We start from the raw sequence: 26482 nt of genomic DNA on the forward strand, positions 1-26482 counted from the left end.
AGTTCCTCCCCACTTGTGGGGAGGGGGACCAGCCGCAGGCTGGTGGAGGGGCGATGCCTCAGACTGTGTCCGGCACCAAGTCCACCGCTGCAAACTCTGGCAGCATGGCTTCGCGCAGCAACGTGCGGTGGCATTCGTGCGCGGCGCGTTCATAGCATAGCAGGGCGACGCGCTTTTCCGTGGCCAGGGCGTGCAGCTGCGCCCCGGCGGCCATCGCCTCGGGCAGTTCGAGCTGGCCAGCATAGATGCGTTCGAGCGCCGCGTGATCATGCGCACGGGCAGCGGCGCGGCCATCGGCGGGCGTGCCCAGCGCCTTGAAATGAACGTATTGGATGCCAGCCTGCGCCAGCGCACCGGCCAGCGCGGTCTTGGAAAAGCCGGGCCGGCGCGACAGCGGCAGCGCGCGCACATCGGCCAGCACGTCGACGCCGGCGGATTTCAGCGTGCCGATCACGGCATCGAGCGTCGCCTGCTCATAGCCGATGGTCCAGATCGAGGGCGCGGTCATAGCAGGCGGGCGCCGTTGGGCACGGGGCGTTCGGGGCTGGCGAGTACCACGCGGCCTTCGGCATCGGCAAAGCCGAGCGTGAGCACTTCGGAAATTGCCTTGCCCACCTGGCGTGGCGGGAAGTTGACCACGGCGGCGACCTGGCGGCCGACCAGGCTGGCCGGATCATACAGCGCGGCCACTTGCGCGCAGCTTTTCTTGTGGCCCACGCCGGGGCCAAAATCGATCACCAGCTTGATCGATGGTTTGCGCGCGCCAACCAGGTCTTCAGCGGAAAGCACGGTGCCGATGCGAATGTCCACTTTCAGGAAATCGCTGAAGGCAATGGTTTCTTCGGGCTCGCTCGCGGGATCGTGAATAACATGCATGGGCCAATTGTGCCCCGGCCGCCCCGCTTGTGCAAGGCGGCCGGCGGCACGATCAGTCCTTGTTGGCCTGGGCAAAGGCGGCAGCTGCGCCAAACAGGCCCGGCTGCGGATGGGTGATCAGCTTGACCGGCATCTGCGCCATGATCTGCTCGAACCGCCCCTTGGCGCGGAACCGCTCGGCAAAGCCAGACCGCACCAGGCAATCCTTGATGCGCAGGCCCAGCCCGCCGGCCATGACCACGGCCGAGGCACCATGGGCCAGCGCCAGGTCGCCCGCCACGCTGCCCAGGCTCAGGCAGAAGCGGTCGATCGCGGCGGCGGCCAGGCTGTCTTCGCCGCTGCTGCCTAGCGTCCAAATCGCCTTGTCATCGCGCGGGATAAACGGCGCGCCCTCGATCAGCGCCAGCGTTTCATAGATATCGACAATGCCAGGCCCCGCCACCACGCGCTCTACCGAAACGCGGCGATGACGCTTGCGCAAGCGGGCGAGCACCGCGTCCTCTATCCCGTCGAGCGGGGCATAATCGATATGTCCGCCTTCGGTGGGCTGTACCTGATAGCCATGCGCATGGCGCCACAACTGGGCCACGCCCAGCCCGGTGCCCGGCCCGACGACGCTGAATACGCCATGATCGGGCAGCGACACGTCGGGGCCAGACAGGTGGATGAAGTGTTCTTCGCCGGCCTGGGCCACGGCATGGGCGACGGCGGCGAAATCGTTGACCACGACATAGCGTTCGGCGCCCAGCTTTTCCGGGATCAGCGCCGGGCGGATGATCCACGGGTTATTGGTGAACTTGATCACCTCACCACCCACCGGCCCCGCCACGGCTATGGCGCAGGCCTTGGGCACCACGCCACCGTTCTGGCGGGCGAATTCCTCCCACGCCAGCTGGAAGCTGGCATGTTCGGCGGTCTTGAGTGTGACCGCTTCGCCCAGATGCGTAACCCGGCCATCTTCCACGGTGGCCAAGGCAAAGCGCGCGTGCGTACCGCCGATGTCTACGGCTACGAGTTCCATGATATCCTCTCCCCCGAATGCCGGACGTTACAGGCCTGCAGCGGCCAACATGGCCGATCCACCGCGCTCGGCCGGATCGGAATAGTGGCGCATCAGGGCAAACAGTTCGCGGCCCACGCCCATTGCCTCGGGCGAGGCCACCACATCTTCACGCGCCGCCCATTCATCGGCATCGACCAGCGCCACCAGTTCGCCGGTCTGCGCGCAGACGCGCACGATATCGCCATCGCGCAGCTTGGCGAGCGGGCCGCCCAGCTTGGCTTCGGGCGAGACGTGGATTGCCGCTGGCACCTTGCCCGATGCGCCCGACATGCGCCCGTCGGTGACCAATGCCACGCGGAAACCGCGATCCTGCAACACGCCGAGCGGCGGCGTCAGCTTGTGCAGTTCGGGCATGCCATTGGCGGCCGGACCCTGGAAGCGCACTACCACGACGACATCGCGTTCGAGTTCGCCGGCCTTGAACGCCTTGAGCACGTCGTTCTGATCGGCAAAGACGCGCGCAGGCGCCTCGATCGTCCAGCGCGATGCATCCACCGCGCTGACCTTGATCGTGCCACGGCCCAGGTTCCCCTGCAGCAGGCGCAGGCCGCCTTCGGGCTGGAACGGCGCGGTGACGGGGCGCAGCATGCTGTCATCCCCGCTCTTCACCGGGGCGGGGTTCCACGTCAGCGTGTCGCCATCCATGACCGGTTCCTGCGCGCCATCGGCCAGCGAAGCGCCATAGACGGTGCGGATGTCGGCATGGGCTAGCCCGTTGTCGAGCAGTTCGCGGATGACATAGGGCATGCCGCCAGCGGCGTGGAAATAGTTCACGTCGCCCGCGCCATTGGGATAGACGCTGGCAATCAGCGGCACCACGCGCGACAACTCGTCCATGTCGTCCCAGTCGATCTGCACGCCTGCGGCGCGCGCCATGGCCGGAATGTGGATGACGTGGTTGGTCGAACCACCCGTGGCCAGCAGGCCGACCACGGCATTGACGATGGCCTTTTCATCCACGCAATGGCCCAGCGGGCGATAGTCATCGCCATCCCAGCTGATCTGCGCGGCGCGGTGCACGGCGGCGCGGGTCAGTTCCTGGCGCAGCTTGGTGCCGGGCAGGACGAAGCTGGAACCGGGAATGTGCAGGCCCATCATTTCCATCATCATCTGGTTGGAATTGGCCGTGCCATAGAACGTGCAGGTGCCGGCCGAGTGATAGCTTGCGCTTTCGGATTCGAGCAGTTCGTCGCGGCCAACCTTGCCTTCGGCATAGAGCTGGCGAATGCGCACCTTTTCCTTGTTGGCCAGGCCCGTAGGCATCGGGCCCGACGGGACCAGGATCGTGGGCAGATGGCCAAAGCGCAGGCCGCCGATGATCAGGCCAGGCACGATCTTGTCGCAGATGCCCAGGAACAGCGCCGCCTCGAACATGCCGTGCGACAGGCCCACCGCGGTGCTCATCGCGATGGTGTCGCGGCTGAACAGCGACAGTTCCATCGAATCCTGGCCCTGCGTCACCCCGTCGCACATCGCCGGAACGCCGCCCGCCACCTGCGCCGTAGCGCCCACTTCGCGGGCGAAAACCTTGATCTGTTCGGGATAACGACCATAGGGCTGGTGCGCCGAAAGCATATCGTTGAACGCGGTGACGATGCCGATGTTCAGCGCCTTGCCATCGCGCAGCGCCAACTTGTCATCGCCGGCAGCGGCAAAGCCGTGGGCCAGGTTGCCGCAGGTCAGCTTGGGGCGGTTGACGCCTGCCTCGCGCGCGCGATCGATGAGATCGAGATAGGCGGCGCGGGTATCGCGGCTGCGTGCCACGATACGATCGGTGACCTTGGCCACGGTAGGATGAAGGGCCATCATTCGCTCCAGTAGATGGTAACCGGCGGGCCATCGCTGCCGCGCAGGAAGTCAGAAACAGGGTAATCGGCGTTGCCGGCCAGCACGTCTTCGATCAGTGCCTTCTTCGATGCGCCGGTAACGACCAGGATCACTTCCTTGGTCGCCTTGAGCGCCCGCGCGGTCAGCGTCAGCCGATCGAACGGTGCCTCGGGCGGCAGCGGGATCGGCGTGGTGGCAATCACCGTGGCGCCGGGGCGGACCAGCGCCTGCATGGTCGGAAACAGCGAGGCGACGTGGCCATCTTCGCCCATGCCCAGCCATACCAGATCGAACGGCGCCACTGCGGCGCCCTCTTCCAGGCGTTCGAACCTGGCACCGCTGTCACCCAGCGCGCCGTAAAGCTTGCCGAAATTGCTGGCGGGATGATCGTCGGGCACGCGGCGATCGTCGGTCAGCGCCAGGGTGGCGCCAGACCAATCAAGCCCGCGATCCTTGAGCAGGGCAAAGACCTTGAGCGGGGTGGAGCCGCCGGTCATCGCCAGGCGCTTTTCGCCTGGGCGCGCCAGTTCGGTGGCGATGCGATCGGCCACGGCGGCAGCATCGCCGGGCGTGGCCCACCGCACACGCGGGTTGGCGGTCTCAGTCATTCCAGCTTCTCCCATCGCGTTCGGTCAGGGCGATGGCCGCGTTGGGGCCCCAACTGCCGGCGGCATAGGGCTTGCACTCCATCTGGCCACCTTCCCAGACCGCGCGGATCGCATCGACCCAGCGCCACTGCGCCTCCACCTCGTCACGGCGCACGAACAGCGTCTGTTCGCCCTCGATCAGGTCGAGCAGCAGGCGTTCATAGGCAATGCGACGCCGCGCCTTGGCAAAGGCCTGGGTCAGCGAGAGATCGAGGTTGACCTCGCGCAGCACCACGCCGCCGCGATCGAGGCCCGGCTCCTTGGCCATGACCTGAAGCCGCACGTATTCTTCCGGCTGAAGGCGGATGACCATACGATTGGCCTGCAACTTGCCGCCACGGCCCGAGAAGATGTTGTGCGGCACCTGCTTGAACTGCACCACGATTTCCGAGCGACGCTCAGCCAGGCGCTTGCCAGTGCGCAGGTAGAACGGCACGCCCTGCCAGCGCCAGTTGTCGACATGCGCCTTGATCGCCACGAAGGTTTCGGTGTCCGAAGGCTCGCCCAGATCTTCCTGATAGCCGGCCACCCCGCCGCCCTTCACCGCCCCGGCACGATACTGGCCGCGCACCATTTCCTCGGCCTTCACCGTGCGCAGTGCGCGCAAGACCTTGACCTTTTCATCGCGGATCGAGGTGGCATCGAAATCGCGCGGCGGCTCCATCGCGATCAGCGCGAGCAGCTGGAGCATGTGGTTCTGCACCATGTCGCGCAGGGCGCCAGTATCGTCGTAGAAACCCTTGCGCCCTTCCAGGCCCACGGTTTCGCTGACGGTAATCTGCACGTGATCGATATTGCCGGCGTTCCACTGCGGCTCGAACATCATGTTGGCAAAGCGCAGCGCCATCAGGTTCTGCACGGTTTCCTTGCCGAGATAGTGATCGATGCGGAAGATCTGGTCTTCGGCAAAGGCCCCGGCAACGGCATCGTTGATGCGGCGGCTGGAGGCCAGATCGTTGCCCAGCGGCTTTTCCAGGCCGATGCGCACGTTGTCATGCGCCAGGCCAGCGCGACGCAGGCCCTCAATCGTCGGCTCGAACAACGCGGGCGCGGTCGACAAGAAGATCGACAGGCCGCAGCTGGTGTCGCCCAGCTTGGTAGCCAGATCGGCAAAGCCATCGACGTTCGATGCGTCGAGCGTCTGGTATTCCAGGCGCGCCAGAAAACTGGCCAGCTTAGTCTCGTCCTTGCGGTCTTCCGGCAGGAATTCATCGAGCGCGGCATGGGCAAAGTCACGGAAATCAGCGTCGGTGTGTTCCGAGCGCGCGGTGCCGACAATGCGCAGGCCGGGATCGATCAACCCGTCTTCATGCAGGGCATAGAGCGAGGGCAACAGCATCCGGCGGGAAAGGTCGCCGGTTGCGCCAAAGAGCAAAAGCGCAGAACAACTGCTGTCGGCCATCGGCGGATCTCCTTATCTTTCGCAACACGAATGCCGTGCGCGCTTGCATGGCAACGTGCGACCCCTTGGGTTGGGTCCTTGTCGATGCCTGCCCTAGTCGCTCATGCGGCGCGATGCACGTCGCATAAGTATGCAAGCGGGGTGGGCACTGCCAAGCACGTTTCCATGCCTGGCCATGGTAGCGCGCGCAATTTCCTGCCGCGCGCATGATCGCGCCGTTTTCGTGATAATTCGATTGCAAAGAGGTTGACCATGCTGGCATCACGCCTTCAAGGACCGTCCGATTTGTGCGATCCAAAGGGAGAAATAATGCCTGCTGCCCCGCTCAACGGTGCCCCCCTGATCGGTGCGATCGAGGCAGGCGGAACCAAGTTCATCGCCGCACTCGCCACCCCGGAAGGCGAAATCCTGGCGCGCACGCGCATTCCCACGCAAACGCCCGAAACCTGCTTCCCCGCGCTGGCCGATTTCTTTGCCGCCGCGCAGGAAGAGCACGGCCCCGTCGCCGCCTTTGGCGTTGCCAGCTTCGGCCCGATCGACATCGATCCCACCTCGCCCACTTATGGCACGTTCACCACCACGCCCAAGCCGGGCTGGCAGGGCGCGCGTTTCCACGATGTGCTGGGCAGCTTCGGCGCGCCGATCGTGGTCGATACCGATGTGAACGGCGCATGCCTGGGCGAATGGATGAAAGGCGCGGGCCAGGGTTGCCGCACGCTGGCCTATACCACCATCGGCACCGGCGTGGGCACGGGCGTGGTCAGCCATGGCCGCTCGCTGATGGGCATTTCGCACTTTGAAAGCGGCCATATCCTGCCCCCGCACGATCGCGCGCTCGATCCGTTCGCAGGATCGTGCCCCTACCACGGTGATTGCCTGGAAGGCCTGGCATCAGGCCCGGCGATCGAAAAGCGCTGGGGCAAGAGCCTGGACCAGCTGGCCGGCGATCAAGCCGCGATCGACCTGATCGGCGGCTATATCGCGCACCTCGCGGCCAGCCTGGTGCTGCTGCACATGCCCGATCGCCTGATTTTCGGCGGCGGCGTGATGAAGGCGCCGGGCCTGGTGGAATCAGTTCGCCGCCAGACCGAAGCCAAGCTCAACGGCTATGTCAGCCACCCGCGCCTCGACGCTGGCTTGGAAACCTATATCGTCACGCCGGGCCTGGGCGACGATGCCGGCATCACCGGCGCGATCGCGCTGGGCTGCCAGGCGCTGGACGTGGCCCTGCCGGGCTGATCCAGCCTGCCGCACGGCGCATGCAAAAAGCCCGGCAAGGTCTGACCTTGCCGGGCTTTTTGCTGTTCAGCTGACATGAGAAAGGCGACCGGGAATGCCCCGGCCGCCCTCCCGTGGATCAGAACTTGTAACGAACCGAAGCGCTCATCGTCCGGCCCAGCATGGCGCTGTTGTCGAAGATCGCCTGGTTGGCAGACAGGCCGGCCGTGCCCGGACCCACCGCGATCGAACCGTTGTTTGCGCGATAGCCCAGCGTGTTGAACAGGTTGTTTACGTTGAAGCTCACTTCCAGCTTGTCGGCCGGGCGAACCTTGACGAAGCCGTTCACAAACGTGCGGCCCGGCGCGGTGTAGCCACCCGAAACCAGGAAGTTGGACTGGCCGCTGGCCGAGAAGCCGATGGCGGCAACGCCCGCGTCATAGCTGGGCGAAACCAGCCAGGTCCACTTCGGCATGGCGACCGGGGTAGTCTTGGTGCCGACGTTTTCGGCATGGGTATAGACCACATAGCCGTCGAGCGAGAAGTGACCCGCCGACACGCCGCCCGAGGCTTCCACGCCATAGGAGTGGTAGATCGCGTCGATGAACGGGCTTTCCCCGCGCGAGGGAGCGGTGAAGTCGTAATTGCTTTCCTTCACCTGCGCCCGATAGAGCGTGACTTCGGCGTGGTAGCGACCGCCACCCACATTGCCGCGCTGCTTGAGGCCCAGTTCCTGCTGGCTGACATAGTTGACCGACAGGTGATCGCCACCGGCCGTCAGCTTGCCATCGGCAGTGAAATTGGCGTTGTTGTACAGCAGGCGATCGGCGTTGAAGCGACCACCGCGGCTGACGCGGACGAACACGCTGGTATCGTTGCTCACTTCATAGAGCGCGCCGAACGACCAGCTGACATAGCTCTTGGTGTAGTTCAGCACGTTGTCCGGGGTGGACTTGGTGTTGTAGGCCGGGATCGAGGCCGAGCCGAGCGCGTCGGTAACCGTCACGTTGCCCACGGCCTGCGGTGCATAGGCCGCACCCGATGCCTTCACGCTGTCATAGCGCACGCTGCCGTCGAGGTTGAGGTGGCCAACCTGGCCTTCGAGCTGACCATACAGCGCATCGTCGGTGTAGCTGACGTCATACGAACGCCCGCCGCAGCAGCCGCCCCACTGGTTGTTGAAGCCGGTCAGACCCTGCGCGGTCAGCTGGTTGCCGGCAGCATCGAACAGGTCGAGCGGCACGGGGTTGCTCGAACCGTTGAGGGTCTGCGTGGCGTTGTTGATGCGCCAATCCATCGCCACGGTCTGGCGCATGTGGAACCAGCCAGCGTTGGCCTTGACCTTGGCGCCGTCACCCACGTCGAACTTGCCGCTGAACGTCAGGTCGTTCACCAGGCTGCCGACATCCTTCATGTCGACATAGGCCTGCGCGCTGTTGCTGACGAAACGGCCGTTATAGACCTGGCCGGCGTTGGGGCCGGCGGCATAGCGCAGCGTGCCCAGACCCGCGAGCGAGGCGGCGGTGGCTTCACCGGTCCATTGGTTGGCAAAGGTGCCGCTCATCGAGGTCCAGCGGGCCTTGTCGGTCACGGTGAACGCGGGGGTGAATTCATAGTGGAATTCGCCGCCCAGCGCGGTGGCGACCGGGTGAATGCCTTCCATCGCCACGGTGCGCACGTTGCCGTTGGCATCAAGGATCTGGAAGTTCTGGTTATAGATGCCGGTAGAGGCATACTTGCGCGCGTCAACGCCGTCGAACGTGCTGTAGCCGGTGATCTTGTTGCCCGAGAGCGTCACCAGGCTGGGCATCGAGGTAAAGGTCGGTTCCTTGTCGTCCAACCGCTTGAAATTGAAGCGGATGTAGCCCTTGCCGTCGTCAAAGTCCTTGGTGATGTTGCCCTTGATCTGATAGCCGCTCTGCGCCTTGTACGGCAGGTGCGTCGGGCCGTTGCCATCGATCGCATAGCCGCCCAGGTGGAAGCGCACGCTGTCGGACAGGTGGCCACCGTAATCGAAATCGACGCGGGTTTCGCGATAGTTGAGCGCCTGGCTCAGGCCGATTTCGCCGCCGTCATGCTCGCCGGTCTTGGACACGTAGTTGATGACCGCGCCGGGCGCCTGGCTGGAGAAGGTGGAGGCCGAACCGCCGCGCACCGCTTCCACGCGGTTCACGTTGTTGTCAAAGCGCACCCAGTAGTCGTTGTTGCCGAACTGGATATCGCCGAACAGGGTGACCGGCAGGCCATCTTCCTGAAGGCCGACATATTCCGAACCGCCGGTGGAAACCGGAATACCGCGCACGCCGATGTTGGCGTTGCCGCCCGGGCCGGCGGTGTCCTGCACGTTGAGGCCGGGGATCGTTCGCAGCACTTCGGCCTGCGAGCGCGGGGTGAAGTTGGTGACCGCTTCCTGGTTGATCTGCGACACCGAGATCGACGAAAGCTGGGCAGACTTGCCGCCGGCAGCGGCGGTCACCACGATCGGGGCGACATCGGCGGCGTCATCGGCGGGGGTCGCGGCCGGCTGGGCATCCTGCGCCAGGGCGGGCGTGGCAATCAGCGCACCGGCAACGGCGGCGAGCGACGCGCACGACAGAAAAGCGGACGGCTTCATCAGGTACTCTCCCATGAACACGTTCCCACATGCGGAGCGGGAATCGATAAATAGCCTGATACGCACCACTACAATCGTTTGCAATGCGCATTTGCACGCTATGCAATGGATTGCATCTTCAGCTATCACTTTGCCTCGGGCTGTGGCATCGCTGCATCACCCACCGCCTCGAAGCCCGGCGTTGCAGGGCTTTAAGTTGCCTGCTCCACCTTGCTTTCAGGGTTCCCCCAGCTAAAAGCGTGGCCATGACCGAAACGTCCAACGAAAAGACCGTAAGAGAGGCAAGCAAACCCAGGATCCGCAACATTGCGGAACTTGCACGCATGGCCGGTGTTTCGGCCGGCACTGTTTCGCGCGCGCTGGCCGGCAAGAGCCTGGTCAACGCCGAAACGCGCGAGCGCATCCAGGCCATCGCCCGCGAGCACGGGTTCCGGCCCAACCAGATGGCCCGCCGCCTGCGCACGCAGCGCACCGGTGTGATCGGCGTGGTCATCCCGCTCGGCCACGAGCGCCGCCAACACATTTCCGACCCGTTCTTCATGACGCTGTTCGGGCACTTGGCCGATGCGCTGACGGAAAGCGGCCATGACCTGATGCTGTCGCGCGTTATCCCGGGCGATGACGAATGGCTGGATCGCATCGTCGATTCCGGCATGCTCGATGGTGCCCTGGTGATCGGCCAGTCCAACCAGATGGAGGCGATCGAGCGGGTGGCAGAGCGCTATCTGCCGATGGTGGTGTGGGGCAGCCACCGCGATGGACAGATCCATTGCACCGTGGGCACCGACAATCGCCTGGGCGGCCGCCTAGCGGCGCAGCGCCTGCTCGACCAGGGCAAGCGCAAGCTCGTGTTCTTTGGCGATACCGGCGCGCCGGAAATCGCCGACCGCCTGGCCGGGGCGCAGGATGCCGTGGCGGCATGCGCGGGGGCCACGCCGCTCGTGGCGTGCTCGACCCATCTGTCCAACGAGGAAATCCCCGAACAGGTGGCCGGGCACCTTGAGCAGTTCGCCGGCCTGATCGACGGCATCGTCTGCGCGTCTGACGTGATCGCGATGACCACGCTGCGCCTGTTGCACGAACGCGGCGTGCGTGTGCCCCACGATGTGGCCGTGACCGGGTTTGACGATGTGCCGATCGCCACGCAAACCGTGCCGCAGCTTACCACCGTGCGCCAGGATATTGCTGGCGGGGCGCGCGCGATGGTCGACCTCTTGACCCAGCGCATCGCCGGCGTGGAAACCCCATCAACGATCATGGCCCCCGAACTGGTCGTGCGCGAAAGCGCCTGACCGGCACGGGGGGCCAAGCCGCCAGGTTCAGGCCGCGACGGTGACGCGATCCCCGTCGAACGCCAGGTGGAACACTGGCGCCGGCGTGCCACCGAACTGGGCGCGCAGAAGTTCGGGATGATCGGCCAGCTTGCGTCCGTTCATGCCCCAATAGTCGATGAAGCTCCACACCGCGCCTTCGCCCGTCACCCACCAGCTATAGGTCTGGCCGGGCTCGCCGGCTGGATTGGGGGCAACCAGGCCGCTGCCGTTGATCTGGCGCCACGGGCCGGTGAGGCTGTCGGCCACCATGCCATAAAGGCCGTTGGGCCCATCGACCGCGCCGGGGGCGAAGGTGTGCCGCTGGGTGGACCAGAACAGGTAATAACGGCCCTCGCGCCATACCACGCAGGGGCGCTCCATTTCGTTGTTGGTGCCGATCGCCTCGACCAGCGGATCTTCCAGCAGCCAGCCGGTATCGCTCAGCGTGGCCAGGCCCACCAGCCCGTTGTGCGGGTTGTCGGTCCAGGCTGCGCTGCCGGTAAAGACGATGTGACGCTGGCCAGTGGCGGGGTCACGGAACCATGCCGGATCGCGAAACGCCTTGATCGAACCAGGCGCGGGATTGGTGATTTCCTGGCGATCGGCAATATAGCGGCGGCCATCGGCGGCAACGATTTCCTGCGGAGCCTGCCACTGCCCCGGGCCATCCGCGCCCAGCGTGCCCGGCACGGCGAACAGGCGCTGCTCATAGGAAAAGGCCCCGCCCTGGCGACCGGCCACCGTGTAGAACAGCGTCACCGAAACGCCGTCATCCATCACCACGGCGCAGCCGGCCCATTCGCGGGTGCCCGGGTTGAGCCCATCGGGCAAGGCGTTGCCATGATCGCGCCAGCCATCGGCACCGTGCGACAGCAGGCGGATGCGCGCCACATCGTGCCGCTGCACCGGATCGGGGAAGCACGGCGCGCTGAGGAAGAACCACCAGGTGCGCCCGGCATGCACCGCCGTGCGCCCATCTTCGTGCGCCAGCGGCCAGCAGTCCCACAGATCGAGGCCGGGCATGATCGGCGCGACATCCGCCGCCGTCACCAGCGGAATTTCGGGCACGGCGTCGTAGCCATGCGGCTCCCAACGGCTCGGCTGCCGGGTGACCGGGTGAGCAATCGTTTGCGCATCGGGCTGGAAAGAAGGACGATCGGCGGACATGCGACCTCGTGCTGGTTGGCGCGTCAGGCGCGCGAGGAAGGGTGGAGGGTGTAAAGCGGCCAGGTCATTCACCCGGCCTCGATATGAAAGATCGCCACGGTCTGGGCATTCATCGGCGGCATCGGCAAACCGGCATGGGCCAGCCAGTTGCCCGCCAGCGTTACCGGCGCATCCACCATGGCACGATGGAGCGGCGTGGTTGGGGCGGCGTGGCCACCAGTGCCACCGGCCAGGCGCAGCAGGCGCACCTTGCATGCCCCCTGCCCGGCCAGATGCGGCAGGCGCAGCGGCTGTGGCCGCCGATCAGCGGCCGGCGCGCGGCGAATGGCAAACAGCAGTTGCGCCTGGGCGTTGCCCTGGGCCTGCCACACCAGGCCATCGGGGCCTTCGCCCAGCCACACCTGCCCGCCATGCAGAAGATCGCGCCACGTGCGGTGAAACGCGATCCAGCCGGCCAGTTCATCCCGCTGTGCCACGTCAAGCGTGCGCGGGTCCATCTCTACGCCGAAATGCCCCGGCATGGCTACGGCAGCGCGAAACGCCAGGGCCTGCGCCCGGCCCGTGGCATGGGCGGGGCTGGCACCGACGTGGCTGCCCATCATCTCGGGTGGAAGGAAAGCCAGGAACCCGCGCTGGATATCCACGCGGCTGACGGCATCGATATTGTCGCTGGTCCAATAGCGGTGGACATAGGGCGCCATACCGGCGTCGCTGCGCCCGCCACCACCTGCACAGGCCTCTATCTCGACGCCGGGATGGGCGGCGCGCAAGCGGGCCAGCAAGTCATACAGCCCGCGCACCTGTGCCGCGCCACCGGCCGGGGCCAGATCGCGATTGTGGTCCCATTTCAGATAGCTGATCGGCACCTCGCGCAGCAGATGGTCGAGGCAATCGAACAGATAGTCACGCACCGCTGCCTGCGACAGATCCAGCACCAGCTGGTTGCGGGCGGTGGGCTGCGCACGATCAGGCAAAGCCAGTGCCCAGTCGGGATGGGCGCGATAGAGATCGCTGTCGGGGTTGACCATTTCCGGCTCGACCCACAGCCCGAATTCCATGCCCGTGGCGATGATCCGGTGCGCCAGCGGCGCCAGCCCCTGCGGATACTTGGCTGGATCGGGCGTCCAGTCGCCCAGCCCGGCCGTATCGTCGTTGCGCCCCACGAACCAGCCATCGTCGAGCACGAAGCGCTCTATGCCGATCTGCGCGGCGGCTTCGGCCAGGGCGAGGATGCGTGCCTCGTCATGATCGAAATAACAGGCTTCCCACGAATTGAGATGGACCTTGCGCGGCGGCATCGCCCCGCCCGGCCAACGCACCATGGCCCGCACCGCTGCATGGAAAATCGCCGTGGCGCCGTTGCGGCCGTGGCTGGACCAGGCTGCCATCAGATCGGGCGCGCGCCAGCTGGCGCCGGGGGCCAGAACCACCTCGCCCGGTGCCAGGCGCGCGCCAGCCATGGCGATGAAGAACCCTTCGTCATCGCGCTCCACCCGGATCAGGCTGTCGCCCGACCAGCACAGTTGCAGCGCGTGAACCGGGCCGGTGGCATGCCCTGCCCCCTCGCCCAGCACGAACAGCCCGGCCGGGCCACCATGGCCGGCAATGCCGCGCCGCCCTTCGCGCTGCCAGGCATGGGCAGGCAAGGGCTCGATCCTTTCGACCAATTCGGCATTGTGCCGCCCGCGCCAGGACACCAGCTGCGCGGCATCGCCCGGCAACGGCAGCACGGCGCTGGCCAGCCAATCGAGCTGGATCGGCGCAGGGCCGGTATTGGTCAGCGTGGCACCGATGCGAAAGCCGCCATGACCATCGGCGGCGATGGTCTGCACCAGGCGCACGCCCTGAACCGTATCGTCAAGGCAGATCACCAGTCCGTCGTCGGTGCGGGTGACATCACTGTTGGTCCAGGAAACGACCATGCCGGCCCCGGTGGCATCACGCAGTTCCACCGCAGCCGGGCCGAACCAGCCCAGCCCGCCCACCGGCGCGCTATCGAGCGGCACGTCTTCGTCAAACGAAAACGATGCCGCGCCGCGCGTGTCCGCCAGCGGCGGCAGGCCAGCAACATCCACCGCCGCGCCCCAATGGCGCCACGCGGGAGCGCGGCCCTCGCGCGGCTCCAGCACGATTGCCGCATCGCCGCTATTCAAGGCAAACATGCCGCTCATGCCAGGGCTTGCGCCTGGGCCACGGCATGGGCGCGCCCTTCGCGCACCCACAGGACCGACAGCGCCGCCGCGATCAACAACGCGCCGCACAGCGACAGCATATTGCCCGGATCGCCACGCAGCACATGGGAATAGACACCCAGCCCCAGCTTGATGAAGCCCAGGTCCAACTCGCTCATCACCACCGCGAACAGCAACATGGGGATCACGATCATCATGTTGAAAATGCCCATATAGACCCCGGTGCGGGCCGGCGGGATGGAATTGGTGAGGATGGCATAGGGGTTACCCATGATGCTGCCCCAGGCAAGACCCACGCCCACCGCCGGCAAGAACAGCAGCGCCTTGTCGGTAATGTGCGGCAGCGCCAGCATGCCCACGCCACCGGCCAGCAGGCACAGCGCATGCAGCGGTCCCGGGCCGATCCGGCGCACCAGCGGCACCATGGCAAACGCGGTAACGAACGAAATGCCGTTGTAGAACGCGGCCATTTCGCCATTGGTTAGCACCGCGCTGTGGAACGCCGAGCTATGTGCATCGGCGGTGTGATAGACCGTCCGCGCAATCGAATAGGTGACATAGAGCCAATAGCCGGACATCGCCGACCACTGGAACAGGCTCATCAGCCCAAGCTTGCGCATGGCGACCGGCATCGTGCGAATGGCGTCGGCAATCTCGGCCAGTGCCGCGCCAAAGCCCTTGGGCGCGGCATCGATATGCACGCGTTCCTGCGGTGTCAGCGGCAGTTCCGGCACGCGCCACACCGACCACAGGATCGTCACCAGCGACAGGACGGCGCCCAGCGTGAACACCACCCGCACGGTATAGGGAATGCCATGGGCATCGACCCAATCCTGGTTCATGCCCAGGCCGACGAGGATCGAGGGCGTCAGAAATGCCAGCATCTGCGCCAGGCCGGTGAACGCACTTTGCGACAGGAACCCGGTCTGCCGCTGGTTGGGATTGAGCCGGTCAGAGACATAGGCCCGGTAGGGTTCCATGGTGATGTTGTTGCCAGCGTCGAGCAGCCACAGCAGCGAAGCAGCCATCAGCACCGAAGAAGACAGCGGCATGATGAACAGCCCGAGGGCGCAGAGCACGGCCCCGATCAGAAAATAGGGCGTGCGGCGGCCCCAGCGGCTGGCGGTGCGATCAGACAGCGCGCCGATCAGCGGCTGAACCAGCAACCCGGTGATCGGCCCGGCCAGGCCAAGCAGCGGAAGCTGCGCCTCGTTGGCGCCAAGATAGCTGTAGATCGGGCCCATGTTGCCCTGCTGCAAGCCGAAGCTGAATTGCAGACCCAGGAAGCCCAGGTTCATTTCCAGGATGCGCGCCAGCGACAGATGTGGCCGCGCAGATCCCGATGCCACGCAACCGCTGCCCGGCACCGTGCTGCCTGGCGGAGTTTCGGCCTGATTGCGGGCAAATTCCATGACGCTCTCCCAAGGGGCTTCACCGGCCCTTCGCGTGCACCATGGCACAGACAATGCGCCCTTACAACAATCGATTGCAAAATGGGCTCGTCGATCTTCGGCACGAAAACCGCGCGAACCGCAAGAAAAAGAAACTTGCCGCGAAGGGTTTTGCCACGCCCCTCGTTAAGCCGGTGTCCCTCATCCCTCCCCTCCCACTGATGGACCCTGACGAATGCCCCTTGCACACTCCGAACTCCGCCCAAATCCCGCCGGTGCCATGCGCTTTGCCCGCAACGACGCGATGATCACCGCACCCGCTCCGGCCAACGGTTATGAACCCGCCATGCGCCGCACCCATGATGCCCGCATCGCCCTGCTCGATGAAGATCAGCAGACCCGCGACATGCTGCGTGAATACCTGGAAGGCCAGGGCATGCACGTGGTGCCCGTCGCCAATGGCACCGAACTGCGCCATCTGGTGTCGCAGGAACCGATCGATGCGGTGATCCTCGATGTCATGGCCCGTGGCGAGGATTCGCTCGGCCTGCTGCGCGAAATGGCCGAACAGCCCGGCACGCCGCCGGTCATGCTGCTGTCGGCCGTGGCCAGCGATATCGATCGCATCGTCGGCCTGGAACTGGGCGCAGACGATTATCTCGCCAAGCCGTTCAATCCGCGCGAACTGCTTGCCCGCCTTCGCGTGGTGCTGCGCCGTGGTAACGCCGCCACCGCGCGCGCCGCTGCCACGCCGGTGCTGACCTTTGCCGGCTGGGTGCTCGATCCCACGTTCTATGTGGTGCGCGATGCCGCCGGCCGCGACGTTGACCTGACCAGCGGCGAATTCAAGCTGCTGCATGCCCTGGCAGTCCACGCCGGCCAGGTCGTCAGCCGCGAAGCGCTGCTGCGCCTGGTCCATGGCGACGAAGCCGAAGCGTTTGACCGCGCCATCGATGTCGCCGTTTCGCGCCTGCGTGCCAAGCTGGTGCGCCACGGCGGCGGCGCCCTGATCCGCACGGTCCGTGGCGAAGGCTATCTGTTCGCCGCCCGCATCTGATCGCGAACTGACGCAACGCCCCAAGACCTGGCGCCGCGTCCCTCCGCGCTGCTGCGTCTTGAAGGACTTGGAACGGGGCTGCATCGCCAGGCGGTGCAGCCCCGTTCGCGTTTGTGCATGGCGCCAGCAAGCGCGCGTTAACCATTCCTTGGCCTCCGTCCTTTTATTCCCGCCCTAGCCATAGCGACGGACAAAAAGGGGCAGACAGGGCATGACGCAGATCCACGGCGGCGACACGATCGCACCCTGGCTTTGCGCGCGGGCGCCGCTGCTCGCCCAGGCGCTGGCCTGGATCGCCCGCACGACCTTGGCGCTGGATCGCGCCGTCAACGCAGCCTTGGCCACAACCGTTGCGTGGACCGGCGCGATTTGCGCGGTTGTCGCCCTGCAAATCCTGCTGATCATCACGCACAAACCCTGGTTGGACGAATGGCAGGCCGTGTTGATCGCGGTGCAGACGCCAACTTGGCCCGATCTGCTTGCCGCGCTGCGCTATGAAGGCCATCCCCCGCTGTGGTACGCGATCCTGCGCGGTCTGGCGCACTTTCTATCTGCACCATTGCTGACCCTGCCGGTGGCAGCCGCCCTGATTGCGGTTCCGGGCCAGCTTGCCATCCTGCTAGGTGCACCCTTTGCGCGCAGCCAGCGGCTGTGCCTGGCCCTGTCGGAATTCGTGCTTTTCGAATTCCTGACCGTGTCGCGCAGCCTGACACTGGGCGCGGCCTGCGTTTTTCTTGCGTTGGCGCTGTGGCGGCGAGAGCACTGGGCCTGGCCCTTCATCGTGCTGTTGCCGCAGTGTGATTTCCTGTTCGGGGTGCTGTCGTTCGTATTCGTCGGTTGGCGCTGGGCCGAACGACGCGCGCCGCTGGGCTGGCTGGGCGGGTGGATCGCCTCGGGCCTGTTGGCAGCATGGTGGGTGCGCCCCGCGCCCGACGTGGCGCCCGCCATCACCCAGCATGGCCCGTTTGCCCGCCTGGTCGATTGGCTGGCAGGGATGAGCGCACAGGGCCTGCCGCTGCAGTGGCATGGCCTGCGCCCGGAATGGGATCAGCCACCGCCTGCGCTATTGGGTGCGCTGGCCCTGTTCGCGCTGGCCGCCATGGCCTGGACGCAACTGCGCGGCTGCTGGGCCGACCGCGTGGTACTCGCCGCTTTCGTGAGCTTTACGCTGGCGTTCAGCGTGGCGGTTTACGCCCTCTCGGTCCGCCACCTCATGCTCAGCACGCTGCTGCTGGTGGCGATGGTCTGGCGCCAGGCCCTTGCCGGGGGGGCCGGCCCTGGCGTGTGGATGCGCGCGTGGCTATGGCTGGTGGCGGGGTGTGGCGTGTTCATGGCGGTGGTCGCCCTGATCATGCCGTTCAACAACAGCGATCGCGCCTCCGCCTGGATCGCGTCTCATAACCTGAGCCAGGAACGCTGGCTGGCTTTTCCGGAAAGCGCGGGCGAGGGAATTTCGGGGCTGAGCGGCATGCCATTTCAACGCCTGGGCAAGCGCTGCACGCAAAGTTTTACCCGCTGGAACAATCCCGAACCGCAAAAGCTGGTCGATGGCGCGCAGTTCTATCGCGTACTGGCGGCCACGGCGAAACACGAAGGCGGCTTTTATCTCCTGAGTGACTTTTCCCTGCCCGACATGCCGCCGCTGATTCGGCGGATCGGAGACGTCCCGGCCGGATTGGATGGCCAAGCCTTTCATTTCTATAGAGTTGGTGAAGGATTGCCGCCGCGCGGCCAGGCAACACCGCCATGTACGGCGCCATTGCGGCCTTTTGTCCGTTTTTAGGGAATCCTGAAGGTTTCCCTCGTATTCACTACGTCTGAAAAGCCGTTCCTGACCATTGTCGGGCTACGGCCCCGGAAGAACGAGTTGACAGGAAAAGACGCATGAGCGCTTTTGGCCGGAAGACAGGTTTGGGTGGAGCCACCGCCGCGCGCCCCTCGTTCGGCGTTGCCCGGCCGATGAAAACTGGCGAAGCCGCAACGGCCGTGCCCGCTGGCTTTGTCGAAGCAAGCCCTCTGCCCGGCGCCAACGATGACATGGGCGGCAAGCATGCCGATGCGATGAGCCGCCTGGCCGAACGCATCAACGGCGTGGTGGACAACACCTACCAGGCCGAAGGCTTCGAGGCGTCGGTCCACAAAATCAAGGAACAGGTGCTGCCGCGCCTGCTCGAACGTGTCGATCCCGAAGCCGCCGCAACGCTGACCAAGGATGAACTGTCGGAAGAATTCCGCCCGATCATCATGGAAGTGCTGGCCGAACTGAAAGTGACGCTCAACCGGCGCGAGCAATTCGCGCTGGAAAAGGTGCTGATCGACGAACTGCTCGGGTTCGGGCCGCTGGAGGAACTGCTCAACGATCCCGACGTGTCCGATATCATGGTCAACGGGCCGGAACAGACCTACATCGAAAAGAAGGGCAAGCTGCAGCTCGCCCCGATCCGCTTTCGCGATGAAAGCCACCTGTTCCAGATCGCCCAGCGCATCGTCAACCAAGTCGGCCGCCGCGTCGACCAGACCACGCCGCTGGCCGACGCCCGCCTCAAGGATGGCAGCCGCGTCAACGTGATCGTGCCGCCGCTTTCATTGCGCGGTACGGCGATCTCCATTCGTAAGTTTTCCGAAAAGCCGATCACGCTCGATATGCTGCGCGATTTCGGCTCGATGAGCGACAAGATGTGCACGGCGCTGAAAATCGCCGGGGCGTGCCGCATGAATATCGTGATTTCCGGGGGCACGGGCTCGGGGAAAACCACGATGCTCAACGCGTTGTCCAAGATGATCGACCCGGGCGAACGCGTGCTGACGATCGAAGACGCGGCCGAACTGCGCCTGCAACAGCCGCACTGGCTGCCGCTGGAAACCCGCCCGCCCAACCTCGAAGGCCAGGGCGCGATCACCATCGGCGATCTGGTCAAGAACGCGCTGCGTATGCGCCCTGACCGCATCATCCTGGGCGAAATTCGCGGCGCGGAATGCTTTGACCTGCTGGCGGCGATGAACACCGGCCACGATGGCTCGATGTGTACGCTGCACGCCAACAGCCCGCGCGAATGCCTGGGCCGTATGGAAAACATGATCCTGATGGGTGATATCAAGATCCCCAAGGAAGCGATCAGCCGCCAGATTGCCGAAAGCGTCGACTTGATCGTTCAGGTCAAGCGCCTGCGCGACGGTTCCCGCCGTACGACCAACATCACCGAGGTGATCGGGATGGAAGGCGATGTGATCGTGACGCAGGAACTGTTCAAGTTCGAATATCTCGACGAAACCGAAGAGGGCAAGATCATCGGCGAGTTTCGCCCGTCGGGCCTGCGCCCCTACACGCTGGAAAAGGCACGCCAGTTCGGCTTTGACCAGGCGTTCCTGGAAGCCTGCCTCTGATCGTCAGCTTGCCAGGGCGGTGCGCAACGCGCCGCCCAGCAGCACGCAGGCCATGAAAAAACACAGGGCATAGATCATCGTCCAGGGCATGCAGCCCACGCGATCGAGATCGGCACGCTTGCTGCGCCGCCGTTCGGCCACTAGCGCCACGATCGCCACCGCCAGCAGCACGGCGCCAACGGCCGCCACGGCTTGCCACGGCCCCTGCCACACCTGCTGCCAGTCTATCGTGCGCCACCGTTCGATCATGGCGGCGCCATGGCCGCAGCGCCGGCACGATGCAACCCCGCGATCGACAAGCCTTGCACTCGCATCGCCCTGCGCCTAGGCGCGCGGGCCATGCCGTCTCGTGAAAGACCCTTTCTGGCCCTGGGCCTGCGCCTGGTGGCAATGGCCATGCTGTCGACCATGCTGGTGCTGGTCAAGCTGACCGGCGAGCGTGGCATGCCGCTGCCCGAAACCATGTTCTGGCGGCAGACGCTGCCGGCGCTCATGCTGCTCGGCTGGCTTGGTGCACGTGGGCAATTGCATCGCCTGCGCACGGCGCGGCCGTGGGTTCATTTCCGCCGCGCGATGATCGGCACGGCCGGCATGTTCCTTACGCTCGGCGTCGTGCAGATCCTGCCCCTGGCCGAGGCGACCGTGCTGGGCTTTACCGCCCCCGTCTTTGCCGTGATCCTCTCTGCGCTCCTGCTCAAGGAACGGGTAGGCCCGTGGCGCTGGACGGCGGTGGCCATGGGCCTGCTGGGCATCGTGATCATTGCCGGCCCGAACCAGACCCACCTGCCCGCGCTGGGCGTGGCGGTTGGCGTCGGCGCGGCGTTCATGGTCGCGCTGGTCTCGATCCAGTTGCGCGACCTTGGCCGCACGGAAGAGCCACTGACAGTGGTCTTCTATTTTTCCGCGATGAGCGCGCCGTTCCTGGCGCTGTTCCTGTTCCGCACCGGGGTGCACCATGATGCCCTCGGCTGGCTCATGCTCGGCGGCATTGGCCTGGCCGGCCTTGGCGCGCAATTGCTGATGACAGCCGCACTGCGGTTCGGCCCGGTGTCCAGCGTGATCGTGATGGATTACTCGCAATTTGGCTGGGCCACGCTGTGGGGCTGGCTGGTCTTTGCCCACCTGCCGCCTGCCACCACCTGGATCGGTGCGCCGATCGTGATTGCGGCAGGGCTGATCATCGCCTGGCGCGAACATGTGCGGCACCGACAGCAGCAAGCCAGCCCGGCTACCGCCTCTGCCATGGCGTAACTGCAGGGTCCTTAGGGCAAGGAACCGCATGCGAATTGGCTCGTTCTGTGCGCGTTCGGAAGGGCATGTTTCAAGCCTTTCGTCCCACAAGGAAGGGAGCCAATCTCATGATGCGCAAGATCATCGTCGCGGCCGCCATGGGCGGCCTGCTGCTGGGCACGGCTGCGTGCAACACCGTCAAGGGCGCCGGCAAGGACATCCAGTCTGCTGGCCAGGCCGGTTCGGACGCAATCAACGGCAAGTAAGTACGCCGCGATCTGAAATAATAAAGGCGCCGCAAGATCAGTATCTTGCGGCGCCTTTTTACGTTTGGCCATCAAATTCCTAGGCGCGCCTCAAGCACTCCACACCAGGCGCGGCTTGCGTGCAGCGCGGGTTTCATCCACGCGGCGGCGCGGAGCGAAGTGCGGCGCAGACTTGAGCGCGGGATCACCCGCCTTCGCGCGCGCGCCCAGGCTTTCCATCGCCATGATGAACTGATCGAGGCCGGCCTTGCTTTCCGTCTCGGTCGGCTCAACCAGCATCGCACCGTGCACGACCAGCGGGAAGTAGACCGTCATCGGGTGATAGCCCTCGTCGATCAGGCCCTTGGCGAGGTCCAGCGTGGCAAAGCCATCGGCAAAGCCATCATCGCTGAACAGCGCCTCGTGCATGCACGGGCCGGCTGCGGCAAACGGCGCATGCAGCACATGCTCCAAGCGGCGCAGCACATAGTTGGCGTTGAGCACGGCATCGCCCGATGCCTGGGCGAGGCCATCTGCACCGTGGCTCAGGATATAAGCCAGCGCACGGCTGAACATACCCATTTGGCCATGGAACGCGCACATGCGGCCAAACGCCTCAGGCGCCTCGCCGGCGCTATCGGCCTCTTCCACCAGGCGCAGCATGCCATCGCTGCCAGGCTTGACGAACGGCAGCGGCGCGAACGGAGCCAGCGCGTCCGACAGCACCACTGGCCCTGCACCCGGACCGCCCCCGCCGTGCGGCGTGGAGAAGGTCTTGTGCAGGTTGATGTGCATGGCATCCACGCCCAGATCGCCCGGGCGCACCCGGCCGACGATGGCGTTGAAGTTGGCGCCATCGCAATAGACATAGCCGCCAGCGGCATGCACCGCATCGGCAATGGTCTTGAGATCGCGCTCGAACAGGCCGCAGGTGTTGGGGTTGGTGATCATCACCCCGGCCACATGCGGGCCGAGCTTGCCGATCAGCGCGGCGGTATCGACGCGGCCATCGTCGGTGGCGGGGATCGCCTCCACCTGGAAGCCGGCAAAGGCGGCGGTGGCCGGGTTGGTGCCATGCGCGCTTTCGGGCACCAGGATCACCTCGCGCTTGTCCCCCCGCGCATCGAGCGCGGCGCGGATCGCTAGCAAGCCGCACAGTTCGCCATGCGCACCGGCCTTGGGCGTCATCGCCACGGCGGCCATCCCGGTCAGCTTGACCAGCCAGTCAGCCAGTTCGTCGATCACCTTGAGCGCGCCCTGCACCGTGCCTACCGGTTGCAGCGGGTGCACATCGGCAAAACCGGGCATCCGCGCGACCTTTTCGTCCAGGCGCGGGTTGTGCTTCATCGTGCAACTGCCGAGCGGGAACGGCCCGAGGTCGATCGCATAGTTCTGGCGCGAGAGGCGGGTGTAGTGGCGCACCGCCTCCGGCTCGCTCAGGCCCGGCAGGTCCACTGGGGCAGCGCGCAGGGCGAGGCCAGCGAGCGGCGATCCGGGTACGTCGTCGAAATCGACGCCGCAGTGGTCCATCCGCCCCACTTCGAACAGCAGCGGTTCTTCCAGGTGCAGCGCGCGGTTGCCGGTCACGGTTTCGGGCGCTTCTAGCGCGGCAGGAATGCGCTCGCCCAGTTCGGGGCGCCAGCCGGCGGGGTTCAGAACAGTCATGCCAGTACCTCCGCAAGCGCGGCGCACAGGGCCGCGATGTCTTCATCGGTCGTCAGTTCGCTGGTGGCGACGAGCAGCACATGGGTGAGATCAGCCTGCCCCGGCACCAGCCGCGACAGGGCCACGCCGCCAAGCACGCGGCGGGCCGCCAGCGCATCCACCACCTCGGCCGCCGGGCGCGGCAGCGTGATGGCAAACTCGTTGACATAGCTGGCGTTGACCAGGGCCACGCCGGGCAGCGCCGCCAGCGCAGTGGCCGCCTGGACCGCGCGCAAATGGCTGGCGCGGGCCATGCGGACCAGCCCCTCGCCACCCAACAAGCTCAGGTGAATGCTGAAAGCCAGGGCACAAAGCCCTGAATTGGTGCAGATATTGCTCGTCGCCTTTTCGCGCCGAATATGCTGTTCCCGCGTGGAAAGGGTCAGCACAAAAGCGCGCTTGCCATCGGCGTCCACCGTTTCGCCGCAGAGGCGGCCCGGCATCTGGCGCACATACTTTTCGCGGCAACCAAACAGGCCCAGGTATGGCCCGCCGAACTGCAGGCCAACGCCGAGCGACTGGCCTTCGCCCACGACGATATCAGCACCCAGCGTGCCGGGGCTTTCGATCAGGCCCAGCGCAACCGGTTCGGTCACCACCGCGATCAGCAGCGCGCCCCTGGCCTGGGCAGCCGCGGCAATGCGCTTGAGGTCGGGAATGCGGCCCAGCACATCAGGATACTGTACCAGCACGCACGATGTTTCAGCGTCGATCGCGGCGATCAGCGCTTCGTCATCGGCCTGTGCCGACACTTCGGGCTTCGCCGTTACCAGCGTATCACCGGTAAAGCGCGCCATGGTCTGCGCCGTGCCGACATAGTGCGGGTGCAGGCCGCCCGAGAGCACGGCCTTGCTGCGGCGGGTGATGCGGCCAGCCATGGCGATGGCTTCCCAGCAAGCGGTCGAGCCATCATAGAGCGAGGCATTGGCCACATCGGTGCCGAACAGGCGCGCCACCTGGGTCTGGAATTCGAACAGCACCTGCAAGGTGCCTTGCGCGATTTCCGGCTGATAGGGGGTGTAGGCGGTGAGGAACTCGCCGCGCTGGATCAGGTGATCGACCGTCGCGGGAACATGGTGGCGATAGGCCCCTGCCCCGAGGAAGAATGGCACCTGGCCGGCGGTGAGGCTTTCGGCCGAAAGCCGCGCCATGTGGCGTTCCACCGCCATTTCGCTGGCATGGCCCGGCAGGCCCGCAATCGGGCCAGAGAGCCGCGCCGCCGCCGGAACATCGGCAAACAGCGCGTCGATATCGGGCGCCCCGATCGTGGCGAGCATCTCGCCACGATCACGGTCACTCAAGGGAAGATAGCGCATCGTGTCAAAGCCCCGCGACATGGGCGGCATAGGCCGCCTCGTCCATCAGCCCATCAAGCTGGGCGGCATCGGCCAGCGTCATGCGCCACAGCCAGCCCTCGCCTTCCGGCGCGGAATTGACCAGTTCGGGGGCGTCTTCCAGGGCCGGGTTCACTTCGGTAACGGCGCCCGAAACCGGGGCATAGACATCCGAAGCGGCCTTGACCGAATCCACGACAGACGCGCTGTCGCCCTTGGCCAGGGCAGCGCCCACGGCGGGCAGTTCGACAAAGGTAATGTCGCCCAGTTGGCTCTGCGCATAGTCGGTGATGCCGACAGTTGCAGCATCGCCTTCAACCACAAGCCATTCGTGATCAGCGGTGAAATAGCGGGTCATCAGGCGGCTCCTTTGCGCACGTAACGATGGGGATGGAAGGGAAGCGAAACGACAGTGGCGGCAAGGCTCTTGCCGCGCACGGAAAGGGTCAGCGCGGTGCCGGGTGTGGCCAGCGCGGTTTCGACGAAGGCCATGGCAATCGGCCGCTCCAGGCTGGGGGCAAAGCCGCCAGAAGTGACGGTGCCAACGGTGCGGCCATCGGCCAAGACCTCGGCGCCTTCGCGTGCGGCCATGCGGCCTTCAATCAGCAGGCCCACGCGGCGCCGCGCAGTGCCTTCGGCAAAAGCCTTGGCCAGTTGTGCGGCACCGGGGAAACCGGCATCGGCCACGCGGCGGCGGGCAGGAATGGCAAAGCCAAGATCGGCCTCTACCGGATCGATATCGGGCGAAAGATCATGGCCATAGAGCGGCAGGCCGGCTTCCAGGCGCAGCGAATCCCGCGCGCCCAGGCCAATCGGCTTGACCTGCGGCTGGGCCAGCAGGGCATCGGCCAGCGCCGTTGCATGATCGGCGTGAACCGAAATCTCAAAGCCATCTTCGCCGGTATAACCCGACCGGCTGACGCCCAGCGCCACACCGTTCCACACGAACGGCGCAGCTTCCATGAACACCAGGCTGTCGAGCGTTCGGGCCGGATCGGCCGCCGGCACCAGGCCCAGCGCGCCGAGCGCCAGGGTGGCTTCCGGTCCTTGCAGCGCCAGCAGCGCGTGGTCTGCCAAGTGGTCCAGCGTCACGCCGTGCGGCAGGCGCGCGGTGATGTGGGCGATATCGGCATGCTTGGTGGCGCCGTTGACCACCACGTAGAAATCCGGGCCGCGATTGGTCACGATCAGATCGTCAAGGACGCCGCCGTCGTCCGCCAACAGCAGCGAATAGCGCTGCTTGCCGGGCTTGAGCGTGGTGAACGCGCCGGGCAGCAAGGCCTCCAGCGCCTGCCCGGCATGGTCACCGCGCAGCACCAACTGGCCCATGTGCGACACATCAAACAGCCCGGCATGGGCGCGGGTCCACTGGTGTTCGGCCAGAATGCCTTCGTACTGCACCGGCATGTGATAGCCGGCGAATTCCACCATCCGGCCGCCGCGTGCGCGGTGCCAGGCATCGAGAGGCAGGGTGAGGATAAGCGGCTTTTCGCCCGCAATCGGGGCGAGATCGTATGTGTCACTCACAAGTTTCAACTCCGCACAGAGGTGCACCCAACGGTGCCCCCTCTGTCACGGAAACCTGAGAGCTTTCCCCCGCGCCCCTAGTTGTGGCGCATCGCGGGGTTACCCCTTCGGCGGCCCCATTTCCCTGCGGAAATGCAGCACTTTCCAGAGTGTCGCTATAGACCCCGTGCGGTCCTTTAGCCTGAGAGATTCCGGGGCGGTTGCTCCTTCGGCGTCACTGCTTTTTCACATATGCGAATCAGCAGCAAACTCTCCCGCGCGGGTCAGCGACAGGCCCGCCCTTTCGCGCAG

At 65.6% G+C, this 26482-nt stretch carries 22 protein-coding genes and 2 riboswitches; of the genes, 7 read left to right on the top strand and 15 right to left on the bottom strand.

All coding sequences use genetic code 11. The features are described from left to right. Positions 1-58 precede the first annotated feature (58 nt). From FHW97_RS07360 to zwf, 6 genes are read right to left on the bottom strand one after another with little or no spacing between them, the layout of a single operon-like run. Positions 59-508 carry a DUF488 family protein gene (locus tag FHW97_RS07360; protein WP_171798500.1) on the bottom strand — a complete coding sequence of 150 codons (450 nt, stop codon included), beginning with the start codon at positions 506-508 and terminating at the stop codon, positions 59-61. Beyond that, positions 505-876, bottom strand: coding sequence for a tRNA-binding protein (locus FHW97_RS07365; RefSeq protein WP_022676390.1), 372 nt, complete (start codon positions 874-876; stop codon positions 505-507). Before FHW97_RS07365 ends, FHW97_RS07360 begins: the two co-directional genes overlap by 4 nt. Positions 877-928: 52 nt before the next feature. Continuing rightward, positions 929-1897 (bottom strand): ROK family protein, encoded by a 969-nt coding sequence (locus FHW97_RS07370; RefSeq protein ID WP_107716085.1) that lies wholly within the window; start codon positions 1895-1897, stop codon positions 929-931. Positions 1898-1924: 27 nt separating this feature from the next. Beyond that, positions 1925-3748, bottom strand: coding sequence for a phosphogluconate dehydratase (edd, locus tag FHW97_RS07375; protein WP_171798501.1), 1824 nt, complete (start codon positions 3746-3748; stop codon positions 1925-1927). Next, entirely contained in the window at positions 3745-4374 is a 630-nt protein-coding gene (locus tag FHW97_RS07380; protein ID WP_062782834.1) for a 6-phosphogluconolactonase, read from the bottom strand. The genes edd and FHW97_RS07380 overlap by 4 nt, the downstream gene beginning before the upstream one ends. Continuing rightward, positions 4367-5815 carry a glucose-6-phosphate dehydrogenase gene (gene zwf / locus FHW97_RS07385; RefSeq protein ID WP_171798502.1) on the bottom strand — a complete coding sequence of 483 codons (1449 nt, stop codon included), beginning with the start codon at positions 5813-5815 and terminating at the stop codon, positions 4367-4369. The genes FHW97_RS07380 and zwf overlap by 8 nt, the downstream gene beginning before the upstream one ends. A gap of 309 nt (positions 5816-6124) precedes the next feature. Between zwf and FHW97_RS07390 the strand changes: the two genes are divergently transcribed. Continuing rightward, complete coding sequence (locus FHW97_RS07390) at positions 6125-7054, top strand: ROK family protein (RefSeq protein WP_171798503.1); 930 nt, start codon at positions 6125-6127, stop codon at positions 7052-7054. A 118-nt stretch (positions 7055-7172) separates the two neighbouring features. Here FHW97_RS07390 and FHW97_RS07395 read toward each other — a convergent pair whose 3' ends face one another. Next, the gene (locus tag FHW97_RS07395) at positions 7173-9647 is read right to left on the bottom strand and encodes a TonB-dependent receptor domain-containing protein (protein WP_171798504.1); all 2475 of its coding nucleotides are present in this window, start codon (positions 9645-9647) and stop codon (positions 7173-7175) included. A 323-nt stretch (positions 9648-9970) separates the two neighbouring features. On the opposite strand from FHW97_RS07395, the gene FHW97_RS07400 reads away from it, so the two are divergent. Further along, positions 9971-10939 (top strand): substrate-binding domain-containing protein, encoded by a 969-nt coding sequence (locus FHW97_RS07400; protein ID WP_253941635.1) that lies wholly within the window; start codon positions 9971-9973, stop codon positions 10937-10939. A 27-nt stretch (positions 10940-10966) separates the two neighbouring features. Here the strand turns inward: FHW97_RS07400 and FHW97_RS07405 are convergent, their stop codons facing one another. The 3 genes from FHW97_RS07405 to FHW97_RS07415 all read right to left on the bottom strand — a co-directional run bounded on the left by FHW97_RS07405 (position 10967) and on the right by FHW97_RS07415 (position 15617). Next, the gene (locus tag FHW97_RS07405; RefSeq protein WP_171798505.1) at positions 10967-12127 is read right to left on the bottom strand and encodes a glycoside hydrolase family 68 protein; all 1161 of its coding nucleotides are present in this window, start codon (positions 12125-12127) and stop codon (positions 10967-10969) included. Between the two features lie 68 nt (positions 12128-12195). Next, positions 12196-14298 carry an alpha-galactosidase gene (locus FHW97_RS07410; RefSeq protein ID WP_171798506.1) on the bottom strand — a complete coding sequence of 701 codons (2103 nt, stop codon included), beginning with the start codon at positions 14296-14298 and terminating at the stop codon, positions 12196-12198. Beyond that, positions 14295-15617 carry an MFS transporter gene (locus FHW97_RS07415; protein ID WP_171798630.1) on the bottom strand — a complete coding sequence of 441 codons (1323 nt, stop codon included), beginning with the start codon at positions 15615-15617 and terminating at the stop codon, positions 14295-14297. Before FHW97_RS07415 ends, FHW97_RS07410 begins: the two co-directional genes overlap by 4 nt. A gap of 373 nt (positions 15618-15990) precedes the next feature. On the opposite strand from FHW97_RS07415, the gene FHW97_RS07420 reads away from it, so the two are divergent. The 3 genes from FHW97_RS07420 (at position 15991) to FHW97_RS07430 (ending at position 20151) form a co-directional block, all read left to right on the top strand. Next, the gene (locus FHW97_RS07420) at positions 15991-16767 is read left to right on the top strand and encodes a winged helix-turn-helix domain-containing protein (protein ID WP_210426742.1); all 777 of its coding nucleotides are present in this window, start codon (positions 15991-15993) and stop codon (positions 16765-16767) included. A 211-nt stretch (positions 16768-16978) separates the two neighbouring features. Continuing rightward, entirely contained in the window at positions 16979-18550 is a 1572-nt protein-coding gene (locus tag FHW97_RS07425; protein WP_171798507.1) for a hypothetical protein, read from the top strand. Positions 18551-18651: 101 nt separating this feature from the next. Next, positions 18652-20151, top strand: coding sequence for a CpaF family protein (locus FHW97_RS07430; RefSeq protein ID WP_028657883.1), 1500 nt, complete (start codon positions 18652-18654; stop codon positions 20149-20151). 3 nt (positions 20152-20154) lie between these two features. On the opposite strand, the gene FHW97_RS07435 is transcribed toward FHW97_RS07430, so the two are convergent. Continuing rightward, positions 20155-20400, bottom strand: a complete 246-nt coding sequence (locus tag FHW97_RS07435; protein WP_169047892.1) for a hypothetical protein — start codon at positions 20398-20400, stop codon at positions 20155-20157. Positions 20401-20490: 90 nt separating this feature from the next. On the opposite strand from FHW97_RS07435, the gene FHW97_RS07440 reads away from it, so the two are divergent. Together FHW97_RS07440 and FHW97_RS07445 are read left to right on the top strand one after the other, a co-directional pair. Further along, positions 20491-21402, top strand: a complete 912-nt coding sequence (locus FHW97_RS07440; protein ID WP_171798508.1) for a DMT family transporter — start codon at positions 20491-20493, stop codon at positions 21400-21402. A gap of 107 nt (positions 21403-21509) precedes the next feature. Further along, entirely contained in the window at positions 21510-21647 is a 138-nt protein-coding gene (locus FHW97_RS07445; RefSeq protein ID WP_022676376.1) for an entericidin A/B family lipoprotein, read from the top strand. Between the two features lie 90 nt (positions 21648-21737). Here the strand turns inward: FHW97_RS07445 and gcvPB are convergent, their stop codons facing one another. The 4 genes from gcvPB to gcvT are packed head-to-tail and all read right to left on the bottom strand — an operon-like array spanning position 21738 to position 26191. Next, positions 21738-23291: an aminomethyl-transferring glycine dehydrogenase subunit GcvPB gene (gene gcvPB, locus FHW97_RS07450; protein ID WP_171798509.1), complete on the bottom strand. Its 1554-nt coding sequence runs from the start codon at positions 23289-23291 to the stop codon at positions 21738-21740. Continuing rightward, positions 23288-24646 (bottom strand): aminomethyl-transferring glycine dehydrogenase subunit GcvPA, encoded by a 1359-nt coding sequence (gene gcvPA, locus FHW97_RS07455; RefSeq protein ID WP_171798631.1) that lies wholly within the window; start codon positions 24644-24646, stop codon positions 23288-23290. Before gcvPA ends, gcvPB begins: the two co-directional genes overlap by 4 nt. A gap of 4 nt (positions 24647-24650) precedes the next feature. Then, a complete protein-coding gene (gene gcvH, locus FHW97_RS07460) occupies positions 24651-25022 on the bottom strand; it encodes a glycine cleavage system protein GcvH (protein ID WP_022676373.1) in 372 nt (123 codons plus the stop codon). After that, entirely contained in the window at positions 25022-26191 is a 1170-nt protein-coding gene (gene gcvT / locus FHW97_RS07465) for a glycine cleavage system aminomethyltransferase GcvT (RefSeq protein WP_171798510.1), read from the bottom strand. The genes gcvH and gcvT overlap by 1 nt, the downstream gene beginning before the upstream one ends. 32 nt (positions 26192-26223) lie before the next feature. Next, a riboswitch (glycine riboswitch) is annotated at positions 26224-26349 on the bottom strand. 1 nt (position 26350) lies between these two features. Further along, positions 26351-26458, bottom strand: a riboswitch (glycine riboswitch). Positions 26459-26482: the final 24 nt, after the last annotated feature.

It is taken from the genome of Novosphingobium sp. SG754, from assembly GCF_013149315.1.
In the GTDB taxonomy this organism is placed as follows: domain Bacteria; phylum Pseudomonadota; class Alphaproteobacteria; order Sphingomonadales; family Sphingomonadaceae; genus Novosphingobium; species Novosphingobium capsulatum.